Annotated in this window: 19 protein-coding genes and 2 pseudogenes; 12 read left to right on the top strand and 9 right to left on the bottom strand. The window is 53.5% G+C overall.

All coding sequences use genetic code 11. The features are described 5' to 3' along the window. Window positions 1–103: 103 nt before the first annotated feature. Window positions 104–1,431 (bottom strand): annotated as a pseudogene (locus tag ACM5QY_RS03880) (IS4 family transposase). 704 nt (window positions 1,432–2,135) lie between these two features. After that, a complete protein-coding gene (kdgK, locus tag ACM5QY_RS03875) occupies window positions 2,136–3,074 on the bottom strand; it encodes a 2-dehydro-3-deoxygluconokinase (protein ID WP_416119288.1) in 939 nt (312 codons plus the stop codon). A gap of 357 nt (window positions 3,075–3,431) precedes the next feature. On the opposite strand from kdgK, the gene pdeH reads away from it, so the two are divergent. The 5 genes from pdeH (at window position 3,432) to ACM5QY_RS03850 (ending at window position 12,273) form a co-directional block, all read left to right on the top strand. After that, window positions 3,432–4,208, top strand: coding sequence for a cyclic-guanylate-specific phosphodiesterase (pdeH, locus tag ACM5QY_RS03870; protein ID WP_416119286.1), 777 nt, complete (start codon window positions 3,432–3,434; stop codon window positions 4,206–4,208). A 211-nt stretch (window positions 4,209–4,419) separates the two neighbouring features. Beyond that, window positions 4,420–6,474 carry an AsmA family protein gene (locus tag ACM5QY_RS03865; protein WP_416119285.1) on the top strand — a complete coding sequence of 685 codons (2,055 nt, stop codon included), beginning with the start codon at window positions 4,420–4,422 and terminating at the stop codon, window positions 6,472–6,474. Window positions 6,475–6,737: 263 nt separating this feature from the next. Next, window positions 6,738–10,865 (top strand): RHS repeat-associated core domain-containing protein, encoded by a 4,128-nt coding sequence (locus tag ACM5QY_RS03860; protein WP_416119283.1) that lies wholly within the window; start codon window positions 6,738–6,740, stop codon window positions 10,863–10,865. Window positions 10,866–10,870: 5 nt separating this feature from the next. Then, on the top strand, window positions 10,871–11,206 hold the full coding sequence (locus ACM5QY_RS03855; protein ID WP_416119282.1) for an Imm58 family immunity protein: 336 nt from the start codon (window positions 10,871–10,873) through the stop codon (window positions 11,204–11,206). Window positions 11,207–11,250: 44 nt separating this feature from the next. After that, the gene (locus ACM5QY_RS03850; protein ID WP_416119281.1) at window positions 11,251–12,273 is read left to right on the top strand and encodes a DUF6258 family protein; all 1,023 of its coding nucleotides are present in this window, start codon (window positions 11,251–11,253) and stop codon (window positions 12,271–12,273) included. Window positions 12,274–12,310: 37 nt separating this feature from the next. Here ACM5QY_RS03850 and ACM5QY_RS03845 read toward each other — a convergent pair whose 3' ends face one another. Then, complete coding sequence (locus ACM5QY_RS03845; protein ID WP_416119279.1) at window positions 12,311–13,141, bottom strand: IS3 family transposase; 831 nt, start codon at window positions 13,139–13,141, stop codon at window positions 12,311–12,313. Then, on the bottom strand, window positions 13,138–13,470 hold the full coding sequence (locus ACM5QY_RS03840; RefSeq protein ID WP_416119278.1) for a transposase: 333 nt from the start codon (window positions 13,468–13,470) through the stop codon (window positions 13,138–13,140). Before ACM5QY_RS03840 ends, ACM5QY_RS03845 begins: the two co-directional genes overlap by 4 nt. 24 nt (window positions 13,471–13,494) lie before the next feature. Between ACM5QY_RS03840 and ACM5QY_RS03835 the strand changes: the two are divergent. Beyond that, a pseudogene (locus tag ACM5QY_RS03835) lies at window positions 13,495–13,665 on the top strand (helix-turn-helix domain-containing protein); the annotation flags it as partial. Between the two features lie 13 nt (window positions 13,666–13,678). Here ACM5QY_RS03835 and ACM5QY_RS03830 read toward each other — a convergent pair. The 4 genes from ACM5QY_RS03830 to ACM5QY_RS03815 form a co-directional block, all read right to left on the bottom strand. After that, entirely contained in the window at window positions 13,679–14,437 is a 759-nt protein-coding gene (locus ACM5QY_RS03830; protein WP_416119277.1) for a CDP-diacylglycerol diphosphatase, read from the bottom strand. 60 nt (window positions 14,438–14,497) lie between these two features. After that, entirely contained in the window at window positions 14,498–15,820 is a 1,323-nt protein-coding gene (locus ACM5QY_RS03825; protein ID WP_416119275.1) for an MFS transporter, read from the bottom strand. Between the two features lie 286 nt (window positions 15,821–16,106). Next, window positions 16,107–17,231, bottom strand: coding sequence for an inner membrane protein YhjD (yhjD, locus tag ACM5QY_RS03820; RefSeq protein ID WP_416119274.1), 1,125 nt, complete (start codon window positions 17,229–17,231; stop codon window positions 16,107–16,109). Between the two features lie 84 nt (window positions 17,232–17,315). Then, window positions 17,316–18,215: a LysR family transcriptional regulator gene (locus ACM5QY_RS03815; protein WP_416119273.1), complete on the bottom strand. Its 900-nt coding sequence runs from the start codon at window positions 18,213–18,215 to the stop codon at window positions 17,316–17,318. A 125-nt stretch (window positions 18,216–18,340) separates the two neighbouring features. On the opposite strand from ACM5QY_RS03815, the gene ACM5QY_RS03810 reads away from it, so the two are divergent. After that, window positions 18,341–19,099 (top strand): SDR family NAD(P)-dependent oxidoreductase, encoded by a 759-nt coding sequence (locus tag ACM5QY_RS03810; RefSeq protein ID WP_416119272.1) that lies wholly within the window; start codon window positions 18,341–18,343, stop codon window positions 19,097–19,099. A 39-nt stretch (window positions 19,100–19,138) separates the two neighbouring features. On the opposite strand, the gene ACM5QY_RS03805 is transcribed toward ACM5QY_RS03810, so the two are convergent. Then, complete coding sequence (locus tag ACM5QY_RS03805) at window positions 19,139–19,885, bottom strand: flagellar brake protein (RefSeq protein ID WP_416119271.1); 747 nt, start codon at window positions 19,883–19,885, stop codon at window positions 19,139–19,141. A 306-nt stretch (window positions 19,886–20,191) separates the two neighbouring features. Between ACM5QY_RS03805 and ACM5QY_RS03800 the strand changes: the two genes are divergently transcribed. From ACM5QY_RS03800 to mqo, 5 genes are all read left to right on the top strand, one after another. Next, the gene (locus tag ACM5QY_RS03800) at window positions 20,192–20,770 is read left to right on the top strand and encodes a cytochrome b (RefSeq protein ID WP_416119270.1); all 579 of its coding nucleotides are present in this window, start codon (window positions 20,192–20,194) and stop codon (window positions 20,768–20,770) included. Between the two features lie 31 nt (window positions 20,771–20,801). Then, a complete protein-coding gene (locus ACM5QY_RS03795) occupies window positions 20,802–21,344 on the top strand; it encodes a tetratricopeptide repeat protein (protein WP_416119269.1) in 543 nt (180 codons plus the stop codon). Window positions 21,345–21,423: 79 nt separating this feature from the next. Beyond that, window positions 21,424–21,879 carry a sigma-70 family RNA polymerase sigma factor gene (locus ACM5QY_RS03790; RefSeq protein ID WP_416119268.1) on the top strand — a complete coding sequence of 152 codons (456 nt, stop codon included), beginning with the start codon at window positions 21,424–21,426 and terminating at the stop codon, window positions 21,877–21,879. Beyond that, window positions 21,876–22,661 carry an anti-sigma factor family protein gene (locus ACM5QY_RS03785; RefSeq protein ID WP_416119267.1) on the top strand — a complete coding sequence of 262 codons (786 nt, stop codon included), beginning with the start codon at window positions 21,876–21,878 and terminating at the stop codon, window positions 22,659–22,661. Before ACM5QY_RS03790 ends, ACM5QY_RS03785 begins: the two co-directional genes overlap by 4 nt. A gap of 303 nt (window positions 22,662–22,964) precedes the next feature. Beyond that, complete coding sequence (gene mqo / locus ACM5QY_RS03780; protein WP_416119266.1) at window positions 22,965–24,608, top strand: malate dehydrogenase (quinone); 1,644 nt, start codon at window positions 22,965–22,967, stop codon at window positions 24,606–24,608. The last annotated feature ends 213 nt before the right edge of the window (window positions 24,609–24,821 follow it).

Here is a 24,821-nt window from a genome sequence, read left to right as displayed (position 1 = left end):
AACGGCTGGATCGAGAAAGTTTCGGTTTTTCAATTGCGGTGACCGCTTAGCTTGTTGCGCCGAAACCGACAAAAGAGGCCCAGGACGGGGTAATGCCAGTCAGTTAAGCAACTGACTGGCTTTTTTCCTGTGCTTTTGGATACTTCCGGGGTCTTTCCTTCACCACTCTCGGAAAGGCCCTTTCTCTTCTTATCGGCAGCTTCACCATCTGCGCCATACTCTCCAGATTACGCAACAGTTCGGGGATCCGGCCCGGAGATGCGCCCTGAAGCGTCATTAACATCCTCATCACCAGACTGCACGAGTCTGAGAAGCTTAGCTGATTCGGCCAGTAACCCTTTAGGGTTTTAGACATCTTAATCATCTGATAACGAACAAGATTATAGGCTAGTAATACCCCCCATAACTCCTGCTCGACAAGTTCTGGTTTTTTACTTCTCAGCGTTAACCGACTCAGTAACATCGTCTGCTTAATTTCACGATAACCCAGTTCGATTTCCCAACGGTGGCCGTAGAGATCGGCCATTTCCCCCCCGGGTACCGCATGGCATCTGTCATTGAGGTCAGCAGATGGCAGACTTTGCCTTTACGGGTAAACGTCAGAAGGCGAGCCGTCATTTCCTCCCCCAGATCAGGCCACTTTTTCCGGGCCTGAGGACTGGTTTTCATCCTTATCAGATGATCGCCTTTACCGAGTTTTCGCACCTCTTCGTACTGCGCTCCTTTTTTCAACGGGATCATCCAGTGACGGCTCTCTCCCGCCTGATGCCAGGCATTCAGCAGCCCCAGAGAATAATAACCTTTATCGAGTAAAGTCAGTGTGTTATCGCCTGTTTGTTCTATCAGTTTTTCTGCCAGCGTATATTCGCTTTCTTTCATCGTACCGAAGGCGGCAGCCGTAAGCAGGTGGCTGGTCAGTTCCATCTGGCAGACCATTTTCACCTGCGGATAAAGCCCCGGTTGCCCGGCATAGGTCTGTCGCGGGAAAGCCACATCATTTTCTGGTGTATCCTGGGTTCGCCAGACGACACCGTCCACCGCCAGTAATGTCAGACCACACCAGTGTGGATGGGTGACGGAGTTGTGCCACACCTGTGCCGTTTGGGTAAACACGCGGCGAACGGCATCACTTCCCAGGCGCTGGCGGGCCTGGATAACGGCGCTTGGGGCAACGAAGGGCCGGTTGCCGGGGAGCATAATATCCAGACGGTTCACGATTTGGTGGAGGGGTTCTTCGCGTTCGAGCGCCATGCCAATGATGCACCAGACCATCATTTCCAACGGGAGACGGCGTTTACGCAGCGTGACGGAACCTGACTCGGCCAGACAGCGGGAGACAAGGTCGGGATCCAGAACATCACCGAGAGAAGTCAGAGGGTTACGGGTAGAGTCGTAGCAGGAAACGAGCTCAAGAGCCTGAGCAATGCGCATAAAAAAAATCCAGAAACGAAGAACGTTTCTGGATTTTTACACAGCCACTGGATCGTTCAACTGATCCTTAACTGATCGGCATTACCCAGGACGGGGCCTCTTTTGAATCTCCGCGTCTTTTTTACTGCGCGCTATCGCTCGCTGGCTATGTTTCAGAAACGTCTGCTAGTGCCGCAAACTCCGCCGCTTCGCGGTACTCTCACTTCGGGTTCGAACCTGCTCGAAAAAACACTCTCGCCGTTTCTCACCACTTACTCGACGTCGTTTTGAAAGCGGCCACAAACTTTCTAATTCGCAACCTCACTACTGAATGTTAATTATAAAACGAGTGAATTTTCTCGCCTGAAGTTAAGCAAGAAAACAGAATGCTGTTGAATTTAGATAAGCCCCCAGCCGCTTTCAGAAAGCTTGCCGAGCGAAGTGTTTCGAGACCTATGGCTCGAAACCGAGCAAGGGAACCGCGTAGCGGCAAGATTTCGCGGCAATAACTGTCGTGGCTGAAACATAACCAGCGAGCGTTAGCGCGTGTTGAAAAGCGGGGAGAAATCCAAAAGAGGGAAAGCTCTTCCCTCTTTTGGTCGGTTTCGGCACTGCGAGTTAAGCGATCACCGCACGTAAGAAACCGAAACCTTCTCGGTCCAGCCATTTGCTGCAAGCGAAAACCGCGCTGCAAGCGCCCCCCTGTGGCAAGCGAAAAACCGCCCTTATGCCCGGTTTGGCATAAACTCCACCGGGATGATCGCCCCGCGATGCTGAATCACTGTACTCGCCGTCTCATGCCCGCGCACTGCGGCTTCCACCGCGCTGCCGCCGGTTAACCGAACCGCCAGATACCCTGCGCTGAACGAATCACCTGCCGCAGTCGTATCAATCACTTTCTCTTTCGGCAACTTAACCGCCGGAACGTCATGCAGCTCGCCGTCGGCGCTGGACACGATGCAGCTGTCTGCGCCGCGTTTCACCACGACTTCGCTGACGCCCAGCGCATGGGTGCGGGCAATCACTTCATCGTACGGCTTCTGGCCCCACAGCATGTCTTCATCATCGAGCGTCAGGAACGCGATGTCCGTGCAGGAAAGCATGGCGTTGTATGCCGCCTGCGTTTGCTCTTTGCTGGCCCACAGGCGCGGACGGTAGTTGTTGTCGAAAATGACTTTTCCGCCGCGTGAACGGCAGGCTTGCAGCAGCGTCATCAGACGTTTACGGCTTTCATCGTTCAGGATTGCCAGGCTGATCCCGCTCAGATACAGATAATCGAACTCCGCCAGCTTCTGGCAAATCTCTTCGGATTGCGGGCTGTCCAGCCAGTAGCGCGCGGCGGCGTCGTTGCGCCAGTAGTAAAACGTGCGCTCGCCGGTGCTGTCCGTTTCAATCACATACAAACCCGGCAGTTTGTTTTCCAGACGCTGCGTCAGCGTGGTGTGGACACCTTCCTGCTGCCACGCTTCCAGCATTTCATTGCTGAAACTGTCATTGCCCAGCGCCGTCACGTAGTGAACGTTCAGCGCATCAGGCGAAACCTGGCGGGAAATATAAACAGACGTGTTCAGCGTGTCGCCACCAAAACCACGGTGAAGGGCATCGCCTTTCTGAGACAACTCGATCATGCATTCGCCGATAACGGCAATGTTTTTGCGGGTCATTGTACCTGGCCTATGTCTGAAGCATTAAAACGAAAGGAAAGAAAAGACCGTCATTATTGCGCTCTAGTCTCTTCATAAGAATGCGGTCAGTCAAATAAATTAAAACGAGGTTTTATTTTTTTAGCCATGAAGCGAAGAAATGAAATAAAAAGAGGGTAAAAGTGGACGTCGCAGGACTTCAGGTTGGGGCGGAACGGCAAGAAATGCGGAGTGATTAAAGTTTCCCCGCGCAGCGCCGATAGATATCTCAACTAATGAAAGCCAGGAAATCGGGCTACTGATCACATTGTAGTCACGCAACACATGTTGCCGCATGTCCCCTGATGATCTGATTCTTATTCATGACGGCAGAAAAATATGATAACTAAGATGATGTTAGGGCTGATAACGCCTTCTTTTACCGCCATCGAACGCGTTAAAGCACAGTCTTACTGGCGTCAATGTCAGAGAGTGTACCGTTTTCAGCCTATTTATCGCACCACAGGAAAACTGTTGGGGATTGAATTGCTGACCGGGGTTTTCCACCCTGCGAACCCGCATAAATTCATTTCGCCCGAAGAATATTTTGTCGCGATCGCCGTCGGTAAACGCCTGCAAATCGTTCAGGAACAACTCGACCTGTTGCAGCGCTGGCAAAGTCTGTTCATCGATAACGAATTACTGGCTTCAATCAACGTCGATGGTCAGGTTCTGGAAATGTTACAGTCTGATTCGGCGCTGCGTGCGCAAATCAGCGCGATGCCGTATGTCCGTTTTGAACTGGTTGAAAGTGCTGAAAATGCGCTGAGCATTCCGTTATCGCAAATCGAACAGTCCGACCGGTTGTGGCTTGACGATTTCGGTCAGGGCATTGCTAACTTCTCTTCCTTCACCACCTGGCACTACGAATACATCAAAATTGCCCGCGATTTGTTTATTCTGCTGGGCCAGAGCGAAGAAGGCTCACGGTTGTTTTACACGCTGGTGACGCTGATGAAGCGCTACAGCAAAGGCGTGATTATTGAAGGGGTTGAAACCGCCGCCGAATGGGCGATGGTGCGTAATTCTGATGCGCTGGCCGCTCAGGGCTATTATCTCGCGCGCCCGGTTGTTTTCGATCATCTCGATAATCTGCCAATACATTTCAAAGAATAATGAATCACACCTAACTCCCTGAGGCTAACGCTCAAAATACCGGGTGAGTTGATGTGGTGTGATGCATTATATCGCGCTGATTTTAAAGATTTTACTGACCTCTCTTCTTGATAATTTCCCCCTTCCCATGCAGGCCGTTTCCGGCAAACTGTGACGAATTCAACTATGGTTATACCTTGGGATTCGTTAACTGCTTGAAAGGAACAGCTTTATGACCCGCACAGGTAAAGTGATCTCCTGGGTTGTCGGTGTGATTGTTATTCTGTTGATTTTCATCGTGATTTTCATTGCGATGTTCGACTGGAACCGCCTCAAACCCACGATAAATCAAAAGGTCAGTACCGAGCTCAACCGGCAATTCGCCATCCGCGGTGATTTGGGCGTGGACTGGTCGCGGCAAAAAGATGAAGCGGGCTGGCGTGCGTGGGTTCCGTGGCCTCACATCCATGCGGAAGATATCGTGCTCGGAAACCCTTCCGACGTTCAGACCGGCGAAAAAGACGCGCAGATGGTGAAACTCGCCCGCGTCGATGCCAGCATTGCGCCGCTCGCGCTGCTGCACAAAGAAGTGCTGATCCCGCGCATCTGGCTGAAACAGCCGGATGCCTCGCTGCTGCGTTTAGATAACGGCAAAAATAACTGGACGTTCAATCTCGCTAACAGCGATACCCAAGACCCTGCGCAGCCGCCGTCAGCCTGGTCATTTACCCTCAACGATATCGTGTTTGATCGCGGGCAGATTGACTATAAAGACGCCAAACTTAAAGCTGATTTCCGCGCTGTGATTGATCCGCTGGGGAAACCGCTGCCGTTTACGGAAGTGGTCGGCGATAAAAAAGAGGCACCGCAAACCAAAACGCCGCCATACGTTTTTGGCTGGAAAGTGGACGGCAAATACAACGGCGAATCGCTGTCGGGCAGCGGGAAAATTGGCGGAATGCTGGCGCTGAAAGACCCGGACGCGCTGTTCCCATTACAGGCGGATGTGCGTTCTGGGAAAACCCGTGTGGCCGTCGCCGGGACATTACAGGATCCGATGAACCTCGGCGGCCTGGATTTACGCCTGAAATTCTCCGGGCAGACGCTGTCTGATTTGTACGGTCTGACCGGTGTCCTGCTGCCGCAAACGCCGCCGTATTCTACCGACGGCCATTTGTCGGCAACGCTGCACGATAAAAGCGGCGCAATTTACCGTTATCAGAATTTCAACGGTCAGATTGGCGACAGCGATATTCACGGCTCGCTGACGTATCAGGCCAGTAAACCAAGGCCGAAACTGACCGGTGAGGTGGTGTCCAAACAACTGCGCTTCGCCGACCTTGCGCCGCTGATCGGTGCAGATTCCAATACGGATAAAGCCAAACGCGGCGAGGCGACCCGTCAGCCTGCCGACAAAGTGCTGCCGGTGGAGAAGTTTGATACTAAAAGCTGGCGCGTGATGGATGCGGATGTGAAATTCAGCGCGACACGCATTGAGCACGGAAAATCGCTGCCGCTGAGCGATTTAAGCACACACCTGAAACTGACCGACGGCGTAATCTTGCTCGACCCTCTGCGTTTTGGCGTGGCGGGCGGTAATCTCAATTCCACGGTCCGGCTGGAAGGTGACAAATCGCCGATGCAGGCGCGTGCGGATATTCATGCGCGTAAGCTCAAACTGAAACAGTTGCTGCCGAGCGTACAGTCGATGGAGCGCAGCCTGGGTGATTTAAACGGTGATGCGACGCTGACCGGCACCGGGAATTCGGTGGCGGCATTGCTCGGCACCAGCAACGGCGACATGAAAATCCTCATCAACGACGGCGTGATCAGCCGTGGTCTGATGGAACTGGCCGGGCTGAACGTGGGGAACTATGTGGTCAGCAAACTGTTTGGCGATGACGAAGTGGCGATTAACTGCGCCGCCGCCAACGTGAATGTTAAAAACGGACTGGTGACGCCACGGTTGTTCGTGTTCGATACCGAGAATGCGGTGATCAACATTACCGGGAATACCAACATGGCGACCGAGCGGCTGGATTTGTCGATCAATCCGGAAAGTAAGGGCGTGCGTATTCTGACGCTGCGGTCGCCGCTGTATGTTCGTGGAACCTATAAAAACCCGGATGCGGGTGTAAAACCCGGCCCGCTGATCGCCCGTGGTGCCGCCGCTATCGCTCTCGGCGCGGTAGTCGCCCCGGCAGCCGCATTACTCGCGCTGATTTCCCCAAGCGACAACGAAGAAAATCAGTGCGGTCCGATATTGCAACAGATGAAAGAGAAGTGATTTTTTAGAAACGCCGTTTTTCTCTTTCTCGTTCATTTGTTTTCCACGTATCCCTGACTTCATGTCGGGGATTTTTTATCTGTTTTCCCTTCACTTTTTCTGCATTCCTCACACCTGTGAACCTCCTCACAACGCACACTCCCTTAAAGATTTATGTTTAACCATGTATTTGATTTTGTTGTATTTATTTTATGAATAAAACAATAAATACCTCATCTTCAAATCAATCATTTCACGGACGCTTCACCTAAAAGGACTTACCCATGACCGGATTTCCCGCTGCCCGACAGTTCGACAACACCGCCATTGGCGGCCCGATTGTTCAGGGTTCTCTGGGCGTTATGATTGGCGCCCCCACCGGCGTGGCGTGCTCGGTTTGCCCCGGCGGCGTTCTGGAAGGCAGCCCGGTTAACCCGTCGCTCGGTGCCAAAGTTCTGCCCGGTGAGACCGATATTGCGCTGCCTGCGGCTTTGCCTTTTGTGCTTTCACGTTCTTACAGCAGCTATAAAACCGATACGCCTGCGCCGGTCGGGATGTTCGGCCCCGGCTGGTCGGCGGCGGCGGATATCCGCCTGCAAATCCGTGCTGACGAACTTATCCTCAACGATAATTCGGGGCGCAGCATTCATTTCCACCTGCTTCCGCCCGGCCAGATTGCCTTCAGCCACAGCGAAAAACTCTGGCTGGCGCGCGGCGGCGTGGATAAGCAGGCCGATAATCATCCGCTCAGTCCGCTCTGGCAGGCCTTGCCGGAGGCACTGCGCAACAGCCCGCATTACTATTTTGTAGCCAATGACGCCACCGGCCCCTGGTGGATTTTGGGCTGCGTTCAGTTACCCGCGACTGTTGAAGACGTGCTGCCCCGCCCGTTGCCGTCATCCCGCGTCCTTTTTGGCCTATCCGACCGGTTCGGCCATCAGCTTAATTATCACCGCGACGCAGAAGGCGAATTTGCCGGGCAGATTACCGGCGTCACTGACAGCGGCGGGCGGCGTTTCCGCCTTGAATTACTCACGCTGCCGGATTTTAAACCCGTTCTGAACACCGGCTGGGGCGCTGATTGCGCCGTTCGCTTATCCGCCGTCTGGCTGACGAAGGATGTGGCGTTTCCGGATTTGCCGTCAAAACCGCTGGCCCGCTACGAGTACAGCCCGCGCGGCGAGCTGAAAACCGTGTACGACCGCGCCGGTGAAAGGGTCCGGCAGTTTGACTGGCATCCCGAACTTTCCGGCCTGATGGTTGCCCACCGCTACGCCGGACGTCCTGCATCCCGCTACGTTTACGACGCGTCCGGCAAGGTTGTTTCGCAGGTCAATCCCGGTGGCCTGAGTTATCAGTTTGAATACGGCAAAAATCAGACCCGCGTCACCGACAGCCTCGGGCGGCTGCGTGTGTATCATTTTGAGGGTGAGAAAGGGTTGCGCCGCGTGGTTAAACTCGACAACGCTGACGGTAGCTGTGTACAAAGCACCTTCGACAGCCGCGGCGGGCTGACGTCGCAGACCGATGCCGCCGGGCGTACCACCGAATTTCATCTCAATCCGGCCAGCGGCGACCTGACCGAAATCGTCCATCCCGGCGGTGAAAAACGCAGCCGGTTCAGCTATAACCGCGCCGGTCAGCTGATTTCGGCTACCGCGCCCGACGGACGTCAGGTACGTAAAGGATACGATTCATTTGGCAGGCTGACGGCTGAGACCGACGCCCTGAATCAGACCCGCAAGTATCATTATGCCGACGATAAAAGTGCGCATCCGGGTGCCACCGAAGATGCGGCGGGCGGACGCCAGACGCTGGACTGGAACGCGACCGGTTTGCTGGAAAGTTTTACCGACTGTTCCGGTTTCAAAACCACCTATCGCTACAACCGCGACGGCCAGCCGGTGGAAATCCTGCATGAAGAAGGGATGAAAACCCGTTTTGCGTACGACGCGCGCGGCAGGCGGATTGTTCGCGAAGATGCGGGCGGAGCCAAAACCTGCTGGGAATACAACGCGGCGGGCGACGTCATTACCATCACCCGCCCCGACGGCAGTCAGTCCACGCAGACTTACGATGAGCGCGGCAACCCGACCTCACAAACCGAAGGCGGGCTCACGCGACAAACCGAATTCAACAGCGCGGGCAGGCTGGTGCGGCTGGTTAATGAAAACGGCGCGGAGACGCATTTTAGCTACGACCTCATGGACCGCCTGATACAGGAAACCGGGTTTGACGGGTGCGTGCAAAATTATCTGTACGACTTATCAGGACAGCTTATCCGCAGCGACGACGCAGGGCTGATTACCCACTGGCACTACGATGAGGAAGGTCACCTTGTGCGTCAGCAGCGCCTGGACACCGGCGACGGCCCGGACGAGGTGCTCTGGCAATATGACGCCGCCGGACGCGTCAACGAAACCGCCCATCGCAGCGAAACGCATCTGGTCACCGTGCGCTTTCAGTACGACGACAACGACAACCTGACCGGCGAGCGGCAGATTATCCGCAACGCGCACGGCGACCTGCTGTGGCAGCACACCGTCCGCCACCAGTTCGACCCGCGCGGGTTCGAGGTCTCAGCCCGCTACGACGGCCTGCCGGAAATCCACTGGCAGACCTACGGCCCCGGCCATTTACTGGGCGTGAAGCTCGGGCACGACGTGGTGCTCGAACTCAGCCGTGACAGGCTGCACCGCGAAACCACACGCCGGTTCAGCCAAAACTGGCAGAGCGAAAACGCCTATTCACTGACCGGACAACTCGCCGCGCAGCAAACGCCGGACACCGGCCATCCGAACCTGAAACGCGATTATCACTACAACACCGCCGGACAGATGACGAAAATGACCACCGGCCTCGGTGACCATCACTACGCTTATACGCCCGCCGGACGCGTGCAAAGCGTCAGCTCCCCCGACGGCTTTCTCGCCACCCTGACCGACCCCGCCGGTAACCGCAACTGCACGCATCCCGACCTGAACACGCCGTTAACCGACACGCTGCCGGTCTGGCATCACAACCGCGTGCAGCACGACGAGCGGTATCTTTATCAGTACGACAAATCTGGCAACCTGACGGAAAAACGCCCGTACCGCGCCGGATGGATGGAGGCACCGCGCGGAGCCATCAGCCACTTCGCCTACGACCAGGCGCACCGGCTGACGCGCCTGACAACGGAAGAAGACGGCCAGATTCAGACGCAAGCGAGGTATATCTACGACCCGCTCGGGCGGCGCGTCGGTAAGCACGTCACGCAAATCAATCCGCAATCGGGCGAAGTACAAACACAGAACACCTGGTTCGGCTGGGACGGCGACCGGCTGGTGCTGACTGAAAACCGCGACACCCAGCTGCACACCATTTATCACCCCGGCAGCTTCGTCCCGCTGCTGCGCGCCGAACACGCACGGATGGAAGACAGCCACCGCACGCTGGCGGAAAAGCTCGAAGAAGACGCGGGCAGCCCGTTCCCCGGCGACATTCACCAGCGTTTTAATGATATTGAAAAGGAAATCCGCCGTAACGACGTCAGCGACGCGCACCTGCAGTGGCTGGCCTCCGTGGGCCTGAAAACCGAAAATCTCGCCCCGTGGCTGGAACCGCTGCCGGAAGCCGGTGAACTCAAACTGCACCTGTACCACTGCGATCATCTCGGCACGCCGGTTGCGCTGATAAATCACAAAACCAGCAAGGTGGAATGGGACGCGATTTTAGACGTCTGGGGCAACGCGGTAGATATTTTCAACCCGTACAAGCTGCGTCAGCCAATAAGAATGCAGGGCCAGCATTACGACGAGGAATCAGGACTGCATTACAACCGCCACCGTTATTATGACCCGGCGCTGGGGCGATATATTACGCAGGATCCGATCGGGCTGAGAGGTGGGTGGAATTTATATGGTTATCCGTTGGATCCTGTTCTTGGAATGGATCCATTGGGTCTGGCTGCATGTACCGTTTTATTTCCAGACTATCCAATAGAGTATGCTGAAGGAAAAACGAGCACATGGCTTGGTGGACATGCTGGCTCTCTCGGATATGATAAAAAAGGTAAAACTCAATATTATGAATATGGAAGGTATAACCCTGGTGCCGCGGGAGTTATAGGCTCTAAACTTCCATCGGAAGATGGAAATATTCGTAAAATCTCTGTCCCTAATCTAGAAATTGGATCTGATGGTTCCCCAACGGAAGCTTCTATGGATAAGTTGCTAACTTCATTAGCCACTAAAGCAGGTAAAGGAACATCTGCGAAATTGACCTGTAATGCAAACGCCGACCAAAACAAGGTTTACAAATATGCCGAAAATGTTGCAAAAAACAAAGATAGAGATAAATACAATTGGAATCCGTTTAGTTCAAATCAATGTAGAACTTTTGCTGAAAAAGCATTAGAAGCAGGAGAGTGAAAATTATGAAAAAAACAACTGCAATTCTTTCCATTTTACTTCTTTTATCACTAATTTCTTGTGTTTGCTTTGCTTATTTATGGGTCGATCGCTCGATTACACTTTCTTATAGTGAAAAATGCGTTAATAACAGCACTCAAAAGACTAATGCATTGGAAATACTGCTTGAAAAGGAGTGGTTCGGGAAGTCAAAGAAAAGTGTCTTGGAAAAAGTCAAAACCGGATTAAAAACCACTGAGCAGGAAAATGAAATCATTCAAAAAGATGATGGGAACATTATTTGGGTCGATAACATAAAAATTTCATTTAGTAATGATAAATTAATTAAAATCGGTGAGTAGGCGATATTTATTAACGTAACCTTTCGATAATTAAATGGTTTATCATGATTGAGCGAGTTTACTTAGGCGATAGGGCAGTCAGAGGGATTGAAATAGACTCTTGGGATTTGATTGTTAGAATTAAGATTGATTTTATTTCGAGGCTAAAGGTTGGTACTCACAATTGGGGGTTTTATACTGATGAAGATATTGAAGATGGTTATATGGTGTTCTCAGGTGTAACACATTTTCAGATAACTCCTCCAGGGGCAATTCCGGATGACTATATTTTTGATTATTCCATGGAGAAAATTAGAGATAATGAATTTCTATTTAAGATGTATTCAGGAGGAATGACTCCTGATATGCCTGATAACAGAGGAGGCTGCTATACTTTAATCAGATACAAGGACTCTTGGCTCGAAGATAGTTCGAAAGTAAAATGGAATGAATATTTCAGAGGCTGCAGTTATTTTAGTGCAATTTACTTTTTGGATATGTTCCCTCCAACTACAAAACTGTCAGGCAGACGGACACAGATCTCGGCGATTATCACTACACACATATGCAGTCGACCGGGACTGATTGCGCTTATTAATCACAAAATCGGCAAGGTGGAATGGGACGCGATTTCAGACGTCTGGGGGAACGCGGTAGATATTTTTAATCCGTACAAACTGCATCAGCCAATAAGAATGGAGGGTCAGCATTACGACGAGGAATCGGGGCTGCATTACAACCGCCATCGTTATTATGATCCAGCGCTGGGACGGTATATTACGCAGGATTCGATTGGGTTGAGAGGCGGATGGAATTTATATGGGTATGTGTTGGATCCGTTGCAAAGCATTGACCCTATGGGGCTGGCTGCAAATCAGCAATGTACAATAGATCCGATTACAGGGCAGCCTGTTGGCCGGTTCATAGGAGACAGCAGAGGAAATGTTATGATGGAGCTAGTAGGAGGAACAACTTGGCCATACCCACTGCGAAATATTAATAGCCCCGACACACATACATTTTATGAGAATGGATCAAATGCGTACAGGCTTAATCCATTAGGGCATAAACCCTCTCAAATTCTGTAATGGTCAACTAAAACCGGACACGGATTTAGGCACATTGTTATAATCGGCGTTCATATTCATTCGGCGATATATTTCCCAGCCGGTAATGCCGACGCTTCAGATTATAAAAACTGTCGATATAATCGATAACGTCCGCAATGCCCTGACTTCGGGTTTCATAGCGACGGTAGTTAACGCTCTCTGCTTTCAGGCTGCGGAAGAACCTCTCCGTAACGGCATTATCCAGACAGTTACCCTTGCGGCTCATACTGCCCGTCACATCAAGTTCCTGCTGGCAGGACTGGAACTGGGCGCTAGTATACTGAGCACCTTGATCGCCATGGAATACGACCGGGCCTGTTGGCCGTCGTTTATTAACCGCCAGTCGTAATGCCCGGATAGTCAGGGCGCTGTCCGGTTTGTCCGAGAAGGCCCAACTCACTATTTTTCTTGAACATAAGTCCATGACAATAGCCAGATATAACCAGCCCTGAGCGGTACGAAGATAGGTGATATCACCTGACCACCAGGTATTTAATGTCTCTGGATTAAACTGTCGATTCAACAGATTAGCCGCCACTACAGCTGGTTTACCACCTCGAGGATAGCGATGACGTCCGGGACGCTTCGCAACCAGTGACTGTGATTTCATTATCTGACGGACACGGTATCGGCCAACGTTAAAACCCTGTTCACGCAGCTCAATACACATGCGCCGACTGCCATACGTCGCATCCATTTCAGCATGAACATGCTTAGCCGCCGCATGAAGCATCAGAACATTTGCTCTGAGGGCTGGCCGCCGGCTCCGGGCGTAAAATACACTGCGCGTGAGCGACAGGCATCGACATACTTGCTGGATGTTTACCCCGGCCTTCTTCAGCTTCACCGCGACTTTTTGTCGTTGTTCATTTCCATGGCGAAGAAGGCTGAAGCCTTTTTTAACAGGTCATTGTCGCTTTGCAACTGACGCACCTGCTTTTCAAGTTCCTGTATTCGTCGTTGTTCAGACGTAATCGCGGTGGCGATGGGAGTATCTCCCCTGACTTCTTCGCGATATTGGCGTAACCAGCGTTGCAATGTTGAAAGACCGATATTCATCGTTTCAGCAGCCTGGGTCACCGGGTACGTATGCTGCAGAACCAAATTGACACATTCCTGCTTGAACTCATGGGTAAACGTTTTTCTTCGCATTTTCACCTCGTTAGCGTTGCTCATTATATCTCTAACAAAGTGTCCGAAATGATTAGACCATTACAGGATCAGTACGGCTTAAAGCAGAGTGATTTTGCCGATGAAATCGGCGGAAAATCGCTGGTGTCGCGGATTTTACGCGGAGAACGCAAGCTGACCGTCGAACATATTGGCAAGCTTGCGGCCCGTTTTGGCATTTCTCCCGCGCTGTTTATTTGAGTAACGGCGCGCTTCAGGGAACCGGCACAGGATCCAGTACCGCGCAGTTATGGTCCTGGATTTCCTCGGTCGAGGCGTTATTGAGCTTCAGTAAATTGCGCTCGCTGGCGAGCAGCAGGAAATCACCGCTTTGCAAGCTGACCATCGCCATGCCGAAGTGGCCCATTTTCTTATCCGCGTCCGGCACGCCTTGCGCCAGAATCCTGAACGCGCCTTTCTCATGCAGCTCGGCGGGCGTCACTTTACGCGCCAGATAGGTGTGGCCGAGCAATTTATCCGGCAGCTCCTGCCAGTTGTATCCCATCTGTGCGCCATCTCTGGCCAGCGTGGTTTTTACCTGCGGCAACAGGCAGGAAATATGGATGTGCAGCTGATTCTGCGAACGTCCGTATTGTGAATTAACCGCCAGCGAGATATTGCTGTCATCAATCGGTTTACCGTATTTATCCGCCATAAAATGCCGCGCATTCCAGGCCTGATTGAAGAAGTTAGGCGTTTCCGGCTCGAGCAGCGCCGGGCTTTCCATGCCGGTGATCCGCGCGCTGGGCATCAGTAAATACTGCAACGGTCCGTTCATATCCTTGAGTACCACAAATCCCTGCTGTTCATCCACCTGCGCGCAGGGATCGGGTTTACCCGCCGGCACGCATTTTTGGCTGATGATGTTCCACAAAGCGTTGGGATTTGAAGAGTGGGGCCAGAAATACCAGAGAGCGGCGGCAATGATGATAAGCAGGAGCAGAGCAGGCAAAACTAATCGTCGTAAACGCATAAGAAACCTTCGCAGAAGGCACCGTGCAGGGCGCAAACCCTGACACGGTGTCCGGATAAGTTATAGCGACTGATGGGCAGTTTCTTTGGACAGCAGCAACGCAATCAGTGTCAGCGTTGCCATAAAGGCCAGATAAATGCCCACATAGAACAACCCGTAATGGGTTGCCAGCCAGGTGGCGATGTACGGCGCGACGGACGCACCCAGTATCGAAGACACATTATAGGAGAAGGATGCGCCGGTGTAGCGGACTTCTGTCGGGAACAGTTCCGGCAGCAGTGCGCCCATCGGGCCAAATGTCAGCCCCATCACCATAAAACCGCACAGCAGGAAGACCATCACCAGCGCCTGCGAGCCTGAGCCGAGGATCGCCGGGAAGTTCAGTGCGAAAACAATCATCAGAAGGGTAATGCAGATCATGGTCTTGCGACGGCCAAATTTATCCGCCAACTGACCGGCAACCGGCACCATGACGCCGAAGCCGATCACGCCAATCATCAGCATCAGCAGGAATTCGTTTCGCGGAATGCCCAGACCGACCGGCTTCGCCGCCGTGCCGTAACCGAGCGAATACACGGTCATGATGTAGAACAGCGTATAGGTTGCCACCATGATGAACGTGCCGAGCAGGGTCGCTTTTTTGTATTTGGTGAACAGGGTGCCAATCGGCACTTTCACCTGTTTACCGGCTTTGGCGATTTTGGCGAACACCGGCGTTTCGTGCAGGGAGACACGCACGTAAAGACCGACCAGCACCAGCACCGCTGAAAGCAGGAACGGCACGCGCCAGCCCCAGGAAATAAACTGTTCGTCGGTCAGCAGCCAGGACAGCAGCAGGAACATGCCGTTGGCGAAGAAGAAGCCAATCGGCGCGCCAAGCTGCGGGAAAGAGCCGTACAGCGCACGTTTATTGGGTGGCGCATTCTCAGTTGCGAGCAATGCCGCGCCGCCCCATTCGCCGCCCAGACCGAGACCCTGACCAAAACGCGCCAGCGCCAGCAGCATTGGTGCGAAAACGCCGATGGTTGCGTAAGTCGGCAGCAGGCCGATCACGACGGTGGAAACGCCCATGGTCAGCAGGGACGCCACGAGCGTCACTTTACGTCCGACGCGGTCGCCGAAATGCCCGAACAGCGCGGAACCAATCGGGCGCGCAATAAAGGCGATAGCGAAAGTGGCGAGCGACTGTAGCGTGGCGGCCGTCGGGTCGCCCTGCGGGAAGAAGATATGCGGGAACACGATCACCGCGGCAGTGGCATAAATGTAAAAGTCGAAAAACTCGATAGCCGTCCCGATCAGCGACGCAACGATGACTTTTCCGCGTGAGTTCTGATTCACCAGATTGGCGTCAGCTTCTAATTCTTGAGCGATGGAGGCTTGCATAAGTGTTTCTTATTTGTTGTTGATGAAATAGAGGGTTTGTAAATAAATGTGCGGTGAAAGGGCATCTTATGCACAGCCAGACGGGTTTTCAACGAGGGAGAAATGCCCAAAAACGGCATTTCGGACGGGATCGGGGGATTCTTTTTTGGCGTTGCCCATTTGCAAATCATAAGTTTGCTCAATGGAATAAATTCAGAGTAACTGACTGCAAAACCGTGAAATAAAAGTACGGCCATTAGTCAGTTATTCTGGTTTTAAGGGGGTGAGAACCGCTATCTGGTGTTATTCACTGCTTTTTGGTTTCACTTGCGGAATTAACGGCGGTGATATGGATTTCATCTGGCACGATGAGATCGTCAGGCGTGTATTCACTGTCGTTTCCCGACGCCGTTTTGGCCGTTTTTGCGCCCTTTTTCGTGTGATCGGGCATAAGCGGGTCATCTTTGTATTTTGCGGTGGCAATCCACGCGGCAATAAACAACGTCAGGCGGGCAAAGAAATAGAAGAACGCCATCAGGCCGATCACCGACCCGAAGGCCGCGCCGGAAGGCGAGGTGGCCAGTTTTGGCAGCGTCATGGTCATCACAAACTTGATTACCTCAAAGCCAATTGCCGCCCGCAGTGTGCCGCGCAGCAGGGCTTTCTTGCGTGGTTTGTGGCGCGGCAGCATCCAGAAAATCCACAGGAACAGCAGATAGTTGGCCGCAATCGAAATGACCAGCGTGATACTGGTCATCACCGGCCTCAGCCACTCGATACCGCCGAGTCCCAGCGCATCCACAATGGTTTTTTGCGCCGCACCGGCAATCGAGGTCAGCGACAGCGTGATAATCAGCGCCAGCACCAGCCCGGTGAGCGAAATAAAATCACGGATGTAGCGGCGGTAAATCTTCTCCTGATCCTGCGGATTGCGTTCCCAGACGTCACGCGACTGAGCACGGATCGCCTCTCGCAGATTCCCCATCCAGCTGATGCCGGAGTACAGCGCAATCAGCAGGCCGGATAACCCGACCGCGGTACGTTGCTGAATGGCCGTGTTGACGGTGCTTTTCAGCGTATTTGCCAGATTCGGGTCGCTGATGCTGTTCACGATTTTATTGATGAGGCCGGCCAGCAGATCCGGATTGGAGGCCAGCACGAAACCCACGGCGGCGAAGGAAACCATCAGAATCGGGATCAGCGACAGAAACGAGAAATAGGTAATCGCTGCGCCAAACTGGCTGCCCAGACGATCGTTGAAACGTTCGGTGGCACGCAGCAAATGCGCGACCCAGCCCCAGGACTGAACGTGTTCCACCAGGCGTGAAAATCTGCCGATGTTTTTATCCACCGTCGAATTGCCGGTTTTGATGTTAATCAGCGGGGCGGGTTTTTCCTGTTTTACCGGTTCTTGCTTGGAAATAATGGGCATTGATCCATGTTGTCCTTAAAAGTGCATCCGGCCTTAAGTATAGACGCCTGAACCGTCCGGGCGATGGCGCGCGGGTTTAACTGCTCAGGCAATGAACGTTTGAGTGATTTCGGTCAGCCAGTCCATGAAGACTTTGACGCGCCGCGACAGGTTCAGGCGGTGCGGATACACCAGCGTCACCGGCATCGGCGGCGCGCGAAATTGCGGCAAAATGCTCACCAGCTGGCCGCCCGCCAGGGCATTGCGCACACCAATCAGCGGTGCCTGAATAATCCCCAGACCGGCCAGACAGGCCGAAACATAGGTTTCCGTGCTGTTGACCGTCACCGCGCCGCCGCTTTTGACGGTTTTCACCTGCTTGCCGTCGAGATATTCAAACGCGGAGGTGTGGCTGCCGAGCGTTTGTTCGTAATGCACCATCGCGTGCTGCGCCAGCTGATCGGGGTGATCCGGCGTGCCGTAACGTTGCAGATAACCGGGGCTGGCGCAGTTGATCACGCTCAGATGCCCCAGCGGGCGGGCGATCAGGCCGGAATCTTTCAAAGTTCCGCTGCGTACCACGCAGTCAAACCCTTCGCGCACCACGTCCACGCGGTGATCGGTGCTGCTCAGTTCGATTTCCAGCGCCGGATAGCGGTTCAGAAACTCCGCCAGACGCGGCAGCACCAGATGCGTCGCCATGCCCACCGACATATCCACGCGCAGCCGCCCGCTGATGCTCGCCGGGTTCGACTGAAACATCGATTCGAGTTCTTCCATGCTGGAAAGCAGTTCTTTGCAGCGCTGATAAAACACCTGTCCGTCCTGCGTCAGCTGAACGCGGCGCGTGGAACGGTGCAGCAAACGGGCGGACATGCGGATTTCCAGTTGCTGGACCAGCCGCGACACGCTGCCTTTCGGTAATCCCAGACTTTCGGCTGCGCGGGTAAAATTGCTCAGTTCCGCGACACGGACGAAAACCTTCATTGATTGAATTTTATCCACATTTTGCCCGATTGTTGTTGGTTCTGAGACAGTGAAACTCATTATGGACTATTTATCATTATGGCGGAGTCCAATAGGCTGTGTTTTAAACAACGAAAACGTACCAAAAGCCAATGAGGTCTGAAATGAATCGTAAAATCGCTATCGTAACCGGCGGAAGCCGTGGTTTAGGCCGGAATGCCATTGAAAAACTGGCGAAAAAGGGTGTAGACGTCATTTTCACTTACCACAGTCAGAGTGAAGCCGCGAAAACCGTGGTGCAGGCGGTGGAAGCCTCGGGCGGAAAGGCGGTGGCTTTAGCGCTCAATACCGGCGAAACCGGATCGTTTGATGCATTTGTGGCTGAGGTGAAAACGCAGCTTCAGCAGGTCTGGCAGCGCGGGACTTTTGATTTTCTGGTCAACAATGCGGGCGTGGGGCTGCATGAAGCGTTCACCGACACCACCGAAGAACAGTTTGACCTGATGATGAACGTCCACCTGAAAGGGCCGTTCTTCCTGACGCAGAAACTGCTGCCGCTGATGGCCGACGGTGGCCGAATTCTGAATATTTCCAGCGGTCTGGCGCGGTTTTCGCTGCCGGGTTCTTCGGCTTACGCCATCATGAAAGGCGCTGTCGAAGTGCTGACCCGTTATCAGGCAAAAGAGTTAGGCGCGCGCGGTATCACCGCCAACGTTCTGGCGCCGGGGGCGATTGAAACGGATTTCAGCGGCGGGATGGTGCGTGACAATCCGCAAGTGAACCAGATTGTCTCCGCGAACACCGCGCTGGGGCGAGCCGGTTTGCCGGATGATATCGGCGGGATGGTGGCGCTGATGCTCAGCGATGAAGCGGGCTGGATGAACGCCCAGCGCGTGGAAGCATCAGGCGGCATGTTTATCTGAGCCGGTATGACTTAACCCTGAGAGTTAAAGCCCTGAACGTTAACTTTCCTGGAAACGTCTGGCTTTGAGATGCTGCTGTTTTTCCAGCTCGAAAATCGCCCGTTGCAGGTCGCGTTCCTGTGCGGGCGACAAATTCGGAAACTTAAAGCTCAGCCGCTGCGTGCTGACCGTTTCGCCTTTATTGCTGACAGATTTACGTGGCATCGCGCCGATATATTGCAAATCGAGCTTGAAAGAGCCGAGTTCGGCCAGCTGAATCAGCGAATCTTTCAGTACTGCACCGGACGAGATTTCCGGTGGCGTCATTCCGTCAATTTCCAGCCCAAGGCCGCCCAGAGAAATGTCTCTGACCCGATACGCAAACGCCGAAGTATCCGGCAGTTTTCCGCTGCAACGGTAATCCGGCAGCCAGGGAACGTTCACGCGGAAGTACTCACGGCGCTGAATAAAATACAAAACAGGCGGAATGTCGCAGGTAAACGTCGGCAGGCCTTCATACGTCACCTGACGCACCTGCCCGCAGGCAAACTCCACTTTCGCACCGGTCGGTTCCGCGACAAAGTTCAGCGTTCCGGCATTGATCGCCAGACTGTTTTCATAATCTGAACTGCCCAGATCGAACAAAAACTGGTGGTTATCGGAATCCACGTCCAAAATTTTACTGATAAATTGCCCGCGGGCGTGACTGACCATGACCAGCGTCTGGTTCTTCTTCAAGTCACGCAGTACGGACAAGATTGCCAGCGTGTTCCGCTTAGCAAACGACTCTCTGGATACTTCGCTCACCTGCCGCACCTCATCAGAAATAAATGCAAAATTATGACGCAGCCTATGACGTATAAAGCGCCCAATACGGTTATCGGCTACTCAGAACAAATCTTTATTGTGTAATAACTGATATTTTCTCCGACTTAACGTGGAATTCTGTCGACGTCAGGCCAGTGTTTATGCCGCCTCCACTTTATATATAGGCTATCTTTCACACTCTCGAAGGCTCTTTCCCCCTTATCCAGGGATTTTTGTTATTCACACCGAATAAAAAGTGGTGCTCAGGTGTTTACTTGATATCGAACACTTACAGGCACCCTTTTTATGCAAACTTCCACATCTGTTTCCCGCCACCGTTACGACGGGCTGACCATTCTTCTGCACTGGCTGACGGCGCTGTGCGTCATTTTCCTTTTTGCCAGCGCGCATATCTGGGAAGTGCTTGAGCGCGGCACGCCGCTGCGCAAAGGGCTGCAATCCGTGCATATTTCTGTCGGGATTTTACTGGCGGCGATCATTCTCGGGCGTTTGCTGTGGCGGCTGTTCACGGTCAGCACCGGACGCAGCAAACAGGAGCCCGTCGCCATGTCGGTGGCGATGAAAGCCGCCGGACATCTGACCCATCTGGCGCTTTATATCTTGCTGATCACTCAGATCGTGCTGGGCTTTTTATTCCGCTGGTCGCAGGCCGAGCCTTTCTACTTCTTCGGGCTTTTCCCCATTCCTGACGTTTTCAATTTCGACAGCGTGATGACCCGCACCTTCGGCGCGTTACACAACAACGTCGCCTGGGCGCTGATTGTGCTGGCGGGCATTCACGCGCTGGCCGCACTTTTCCATCACTACGTTCTCCGCGACGGCATTCTGCGCCGCATGCTACCGGGCCGCATCAGCCGTCCGTAAATAATCTCTGCTCTACAGGAAGACAAAAGTTATGAAGACAAAAACAGTAATTCAGGCGTTGTCGGTAGTGTGTCTGGCGGGTAATTTGCTGATGTTCAGCGTCGCCGCGCATGCGATGGGGGATGATTCTGCTGAAAAGAAAACGCCGGACTGCCCGAAAGGGCAAATCTATGACAGCAAAACCAAAAGCTGCATGGTGGATAAAGGCAGCATGATTTCCGATCAGGATAAAACGCAGTACGCCTATCATCTGGCGAAAACCGGCCGGTATCAGGAAGCGCTGACGGTGCTCAATACGCTGAAAGATCAGAACACCAAAGAGGCCTGGAACTATCGCGGCTACGCCACCCGCAAACTCGGGCGCACCGACGAAGGCATCAGCTATTATCAGAAATCGATCGCCATCGATGCGAATTATGCCAAAGTCCGGGAATATCTCGGCGAGGCTTATATGATTAAAGGGCGTCCTGATCTCGCGAAAGCGCAGCTGGCGACTATCAAGGGCCTGTGCGGCACCGGCTGCGAAGAATATCGCGACCTGAGCGCGGCCATCGACGGGCATCCTGAATCCTGAAACGGGGAAACGCTAAATTTCACCGACCGACTTACGTCATGAACTGAGTCAGTGTCTGGCACGTCTCTGGCGTTACGCGATGGTGCTGTCGCGTAAGCCGGACGTGGCGGATGACCTGGTGCAATCGACCTGCGTGCGGGCACTTGAACGCTGCGCGCAGGTGGTTGATCGCGCCGGAGCCGATCGCTGGTTCTTTTCCATTCTGCACTCCATATGGGTTAACGAACTCAGGGCGCAGCATGTCCGTCAGGGGCAGGGATTTGTCGATATCAGTGAAACAGACGTGCCCGCCGATGCGTTCTCTTTTGAAGACCGGTACTGGCATACGCAGGTGATGCAGCGGGTTCATGCCCTGCCGGAAGCCCAGCGCAACGCGGTGTTTCTGGTGTATGTTGAAGGTTTTACCTATCAGGAAGCGGCAATGACGCTGTCAGTGCCTATTGGCACCATCATGAGCCGTCTGGCCGCCGCCCGGCTTTTGCTGGCAAAAGACACCGCTACTGGCGCTCAGCCGCAAAAGGGAGAGAAAAAATGACCCGCGAAATTCCGCCAGCGCCATTCTCCGATGACGTTCTGGTCGCCTATCTCGACAACCGGTTGAGCGAAAACCAGCGGGCGAATATTGATGAACGGCTGGCCGGAGACGCTTTACTGGCCAGCCGTGTGGCGCAGATGGCGCGCAGCAATTTGCCTTTCCATGATGCTTTCGGGCCGATGTTGCAGAATGCGCCGGTCGGCCGTTTACAGGCCGCGCTGGATGCCATCCCGGACGCACCGGTTGCCCGTTCGCGCGGAGTCAGCCGCCGTGCGTTGCTGGCGGCATCGGTCAGTTTTATGGCTGTCGGGCTGCTCGCCGGACGCTACTCCGCGCTGTTTCCCGGTGAGGCTTCCAAAGACAGCTGGCGCGATCGCGTGGCGGATTACATGTCGCTGTACACCGCGCAGACGCTGGCGGACGTGAATGATTCTCCCGAACAGCAGCAAATTCAGCTGGCGCGGGTGCATAAAACAATGGGAATCGGGCTCAGCCCGGCGGCGCTGGAAGTGCAGGGCGCTGAGCTGAAAAACGCCCGCATTTTGCATTACGACGACTACGATATTGCGCAGATCACTTACCTTGATGCGCGCTACGGGCCGATGGCGCTGTGCATTACCCGCAGCGAACACCGGGATAATACGGCGCAGGAAAGTGAAATCCGGCAAAAAATGAATGTCATTTACTGGCGCGAAGCGGGCTACAACTTCATGCTGATCGGCCACAGTCCCGCAGCCGTTCTGGCCGCGCAGGCCGGGGTTTTGCGGGCAAACCTCGCCTGAGTCTTTTCCCAGCGAAACTAACTTATGTAATTATTTAAAGTAGTAAACTATTTTTAATGCAGGTAACGGCAATGTTAAATTGTTTACGAAATCTCGATAATATGAGTATTCGGTAACATTTGTGTGGTTGATTTGTCGTTGTTCACCGCGGTTTTCGTTACTCCCCATTATTGTCCTTTCAGACTCTGAGGAAATATTCGCGTATTTCCCCACCGCAACGGGTTGTTGATTTCGTTTATCCAGGGAGATCTGGATAGCTTTCACCTGCAAAACTAAAACTAAACATTCAGAGAAACAGACGTCATGAGAAAGATACTCGCCATGATCCTCTGCCTTAACGTGGTTGCATTCAGCCAGACAGCGTTCGCAGAAGATGAAAAGCCCGTTGATGTGTTACTGATCGGCGGCGGCATTATGAGCGCGACGCTGGGGACATACCTTCAGGAATTAGAGCCGGACTGGTCAATCGACATGGTCGAGCGTCTGGACGGTGTGGCGCTGGAAAGCTCCAACGGCTGGAATAACGCCGGTACCGGGCACTCTGCGCTGGCTGAAATGAACTACACGCCGGAAAAAGCTGACGGCATCATCGACATTTCCAAAGCGGTCGAAATCAACGAATCCTTCCAGATTTCCCGCCAGTTCTGGACTTATCAGGTACAGAACGGCGTACTGCACAACCCGCGTTCCTTCATCAACAGCACGCCGCACATGAGTTTTGTGTGGGGTGACGACAACATTAATTTCCTGCGTAAACGTTTTGCAGCGTTGCAACAAAGCACGCTGTTCCGTGGCATGGAATATTCAGAAGACCCGGCGCAAATCAAACAGTGGATCCCGCTGGTGATGGAAGGCCGTGACCCGAAACAGAAAATCGCCGCGACCCGTATTCCGATCGGTACCGACGTGAACTTCGGTGAAATCACCCGTCAGCTGGTGGCATCACTGCAGAAAAAGCCTAACTTCTCGCTGAGCCTCGGCCATGAAGTGCGCGGCATCAAACGTAACCCGGATAACACCTGGAACGTGACGGTGGCTGACCTGAAAAATGACGGCAAAGAAAGCGTCATCAAGGCGAAATTCGTCTTTATCGGTGCGGGCGGTGCGTCCCTGACCCTGTTGCAGGAATCCGGTATTCCTGAAGCGGATAACTACGGTGGCTTCCCGGTTGGCGGCCAGTTCCTGGTGACGGAGAACCCGGAAATCGTGAAGCGCCATCTGGCGAAAGTGTACGGTAAAGCTGCCGTCGGCTCCCCGCCGATGTCCGTTCCGCACCTCGACACCCGAATTCTTGATGGTAAACAGGTTCTGCTGTTCGGGCCGTTCGCGACCTTCTCCAGCAAATTCCTGAAAAACGGTTCCCTTTGGGATCTGTTCGGCAGCGTGAATTTCTCCAACATCATGCCGATGACCCACGTGGGTATCGATAACTTTGATCTGGTGAAATATCTGGTCAGCCAGGTGATGTTGTCCGACGAAGACCGTTTCGATGCGTTACGTGAATACTTCCCGGATGCGAAGAAAGAAGACTGGCGCTTGTGGGAAGCCGGTCAGCGCGTGCAGATCATCAAGAAAGATGAGAAAGAAGGCGGCGTTCTGCGCCTGGGCACCGAAGTGGTCAGCTCGAAAGACGGCAGCATTACCGCGCTGCTGGGCGCATCACCGGGCGCATCTACCGCAGCTCCGATCATGCTGCATCTGATGGAAAAAGTGTTCAAAGACAAAGTCGCCACGCCGGAATGGCAGGCCAAACTGAAGGAAATCATCCCTTCTTACGGCACTGAGCTGAACGGCAACGTCGCGGCCACCGAGAAAGAACTGGGCGACACCAGCCGCGTTCTGATGTTGGACAACCCGCAGCCTAAAGCGGCAGAACCGGCACCGGCGGCGGATAACGATTCCGCGCCGAAAAAAGAGCAAAAAGTCGTGGCTGACGTCGCGCTCTGATCGGATTGGTTAAGCAGTGATTTTGAAGGCGCGGGAGACTGCGCCTTTTTTGTTTCTCTCTTTCCGCCACTTTCTCAAAAACCCGATTTAGCACGAATAGCGCATTCTTTGTACGGTTCACCTACGCCTTAAAACTCCTTCAAACGCTCAAAAAACCCCGACAGGCTGCGGGCTGTGAGGGAGATCACATCATCGGCTACCGTTTTTTTGAAA

The sequence above is a fragment of the Rahnella sp. PCH160 genome (assembly GCF_047784855.1).
In the GTDB taxonomy this organism is placed as follows: domain Bacteria; phylum Pseudomonadota; class Gammaproteobacteria; order Enterobacterales; family Enterobacteriaceae; genus Rahnella.
Note: the sequence above shows the minus strand (reverse complement) of the source record. Positions and strands in the feature narration are given on the sequence as shown.

What these genes read in the sequence shown, in the direction of transcription:
- kdgK (WP_416119288.1), bottom strand. Translation starts at nt 3,074, where the DNA reads ATGACCCGCAAAAACATTGCCGTTATCGGCGAATGCATGATCGAGTTG.
- pdeH (WP_416119286.1), top strand. Translation starts at nt 3,432, where the DNA reads ATGATAACTAAGATGATGTTAGGGCTGATAACGCCTTCTTTTACCGCC.
- ACM5QY_RS03865 (WP_416119285.1), top strand. Translation starts at nt 4,420, where the DNA reads ATGACCCGCACAGGTAAAGTGATCTCCTGGGTTGTCGGTGTGATTGTT.
- ACM5QY_RS03860 (WP_416119283.1), top strand. Translation starts at nt 6,738, where the DNA reads ATGACCGGATTTCCCGCTGCCCGACAGTTCGACAACACCGCCATTGGC.
- ACM5QY_RS03855 (WP_416119282.1), top strand. Translation starts at nt 10,871, where the DNA reads ATGAAAAAAACAACTGCAATTCTTTCCATTTTACTTCTTTTATCACTA.
- ACM5QY_RS03850 (WP_416119281.1), top strand. Translation starts at nt 11,251, where the DNA reads ATGATTGAGCGAGTTTACTTAGGCGATAGGGCAGTCAGAGGGATTGAA.
- ACM5QY_RS03840 (WP_416119278.1), bottom strand. Translation starts at nt 13,470, where the DNA reads ATGAGCAACGCTAACGAGGTGAAAATGCGAAGAAAAACGTTTACCCAT.
- ACM5QY_RS03830 (WP_416119277.1), bottom strand. Translation starts at nt 14,437, where the DNA reads ATGCGTTTACGACGATTAGTTTTGCCTGCTCTGCTCCTGCTTATCATC.
- ACM5QY_RS03825 (WP_416119275.1), bottom strand. Translation starts at nt 15,820, where the DNA reads ATGCAAGCCTCCATCGCTCAAGAATTAGAAGCTGACGCCAATCTGGTG.
- yhjD (WP_416119274.1), bottom strand. Translation starts at nt 17,231, where the DNA reads ATGCCCATTATTTCCAAGCAAGAACCGGTAAAACAGGAAAAACCCGCC.
- ACM5QY_RS03810 (WP_416119272.1), top strand. Translation starts at nt 18,341, where the DNA reads ATGAATCGTAAAATCGCTATCGTAACCGGCGGAAGCCGTGGTTTAGGC.
- ACM5QY_RS03800 (WP_416119270.1), top strand. Translation starts at nt 20,192, where the DNA reads ATGCAAACTTCCACATCTGTTTCCCGCCACCGTTACGACGGGCTGACC.
- ACM5QY_RS03795 (WP_416119269.1), top strand. Translation starts at nt 20,802, where the DNA reads ATGAAGACAAAAACAGTAATTCAGGCGTTGTCGGTAGTGTGTCTGGCG.
- ACM5QY_RS03790 (WP_416119268.1), top strand. Translation starts at nt 21,424, where the DNA reads ATGGTGCTGTCGCGTAAGCCGGACGTGGCGGATGACCTGGTGCAATCG.
- ACM5QY_RS03785 (WP_416119267.1), top strand. Translation starts at nt 21,876, where the DNA reads ATGACCCGCGAAATTCCGCCAGCGCCATTCTCCGATGACGTTCTGGTC.
- mqo (WP_416119266.1), top strand. Translation starts at nt 22,965, where the DNA reads ATGAGAAAGATACTCGCCATGATCCTCTGCCTTAACGTGGTTGCATTC.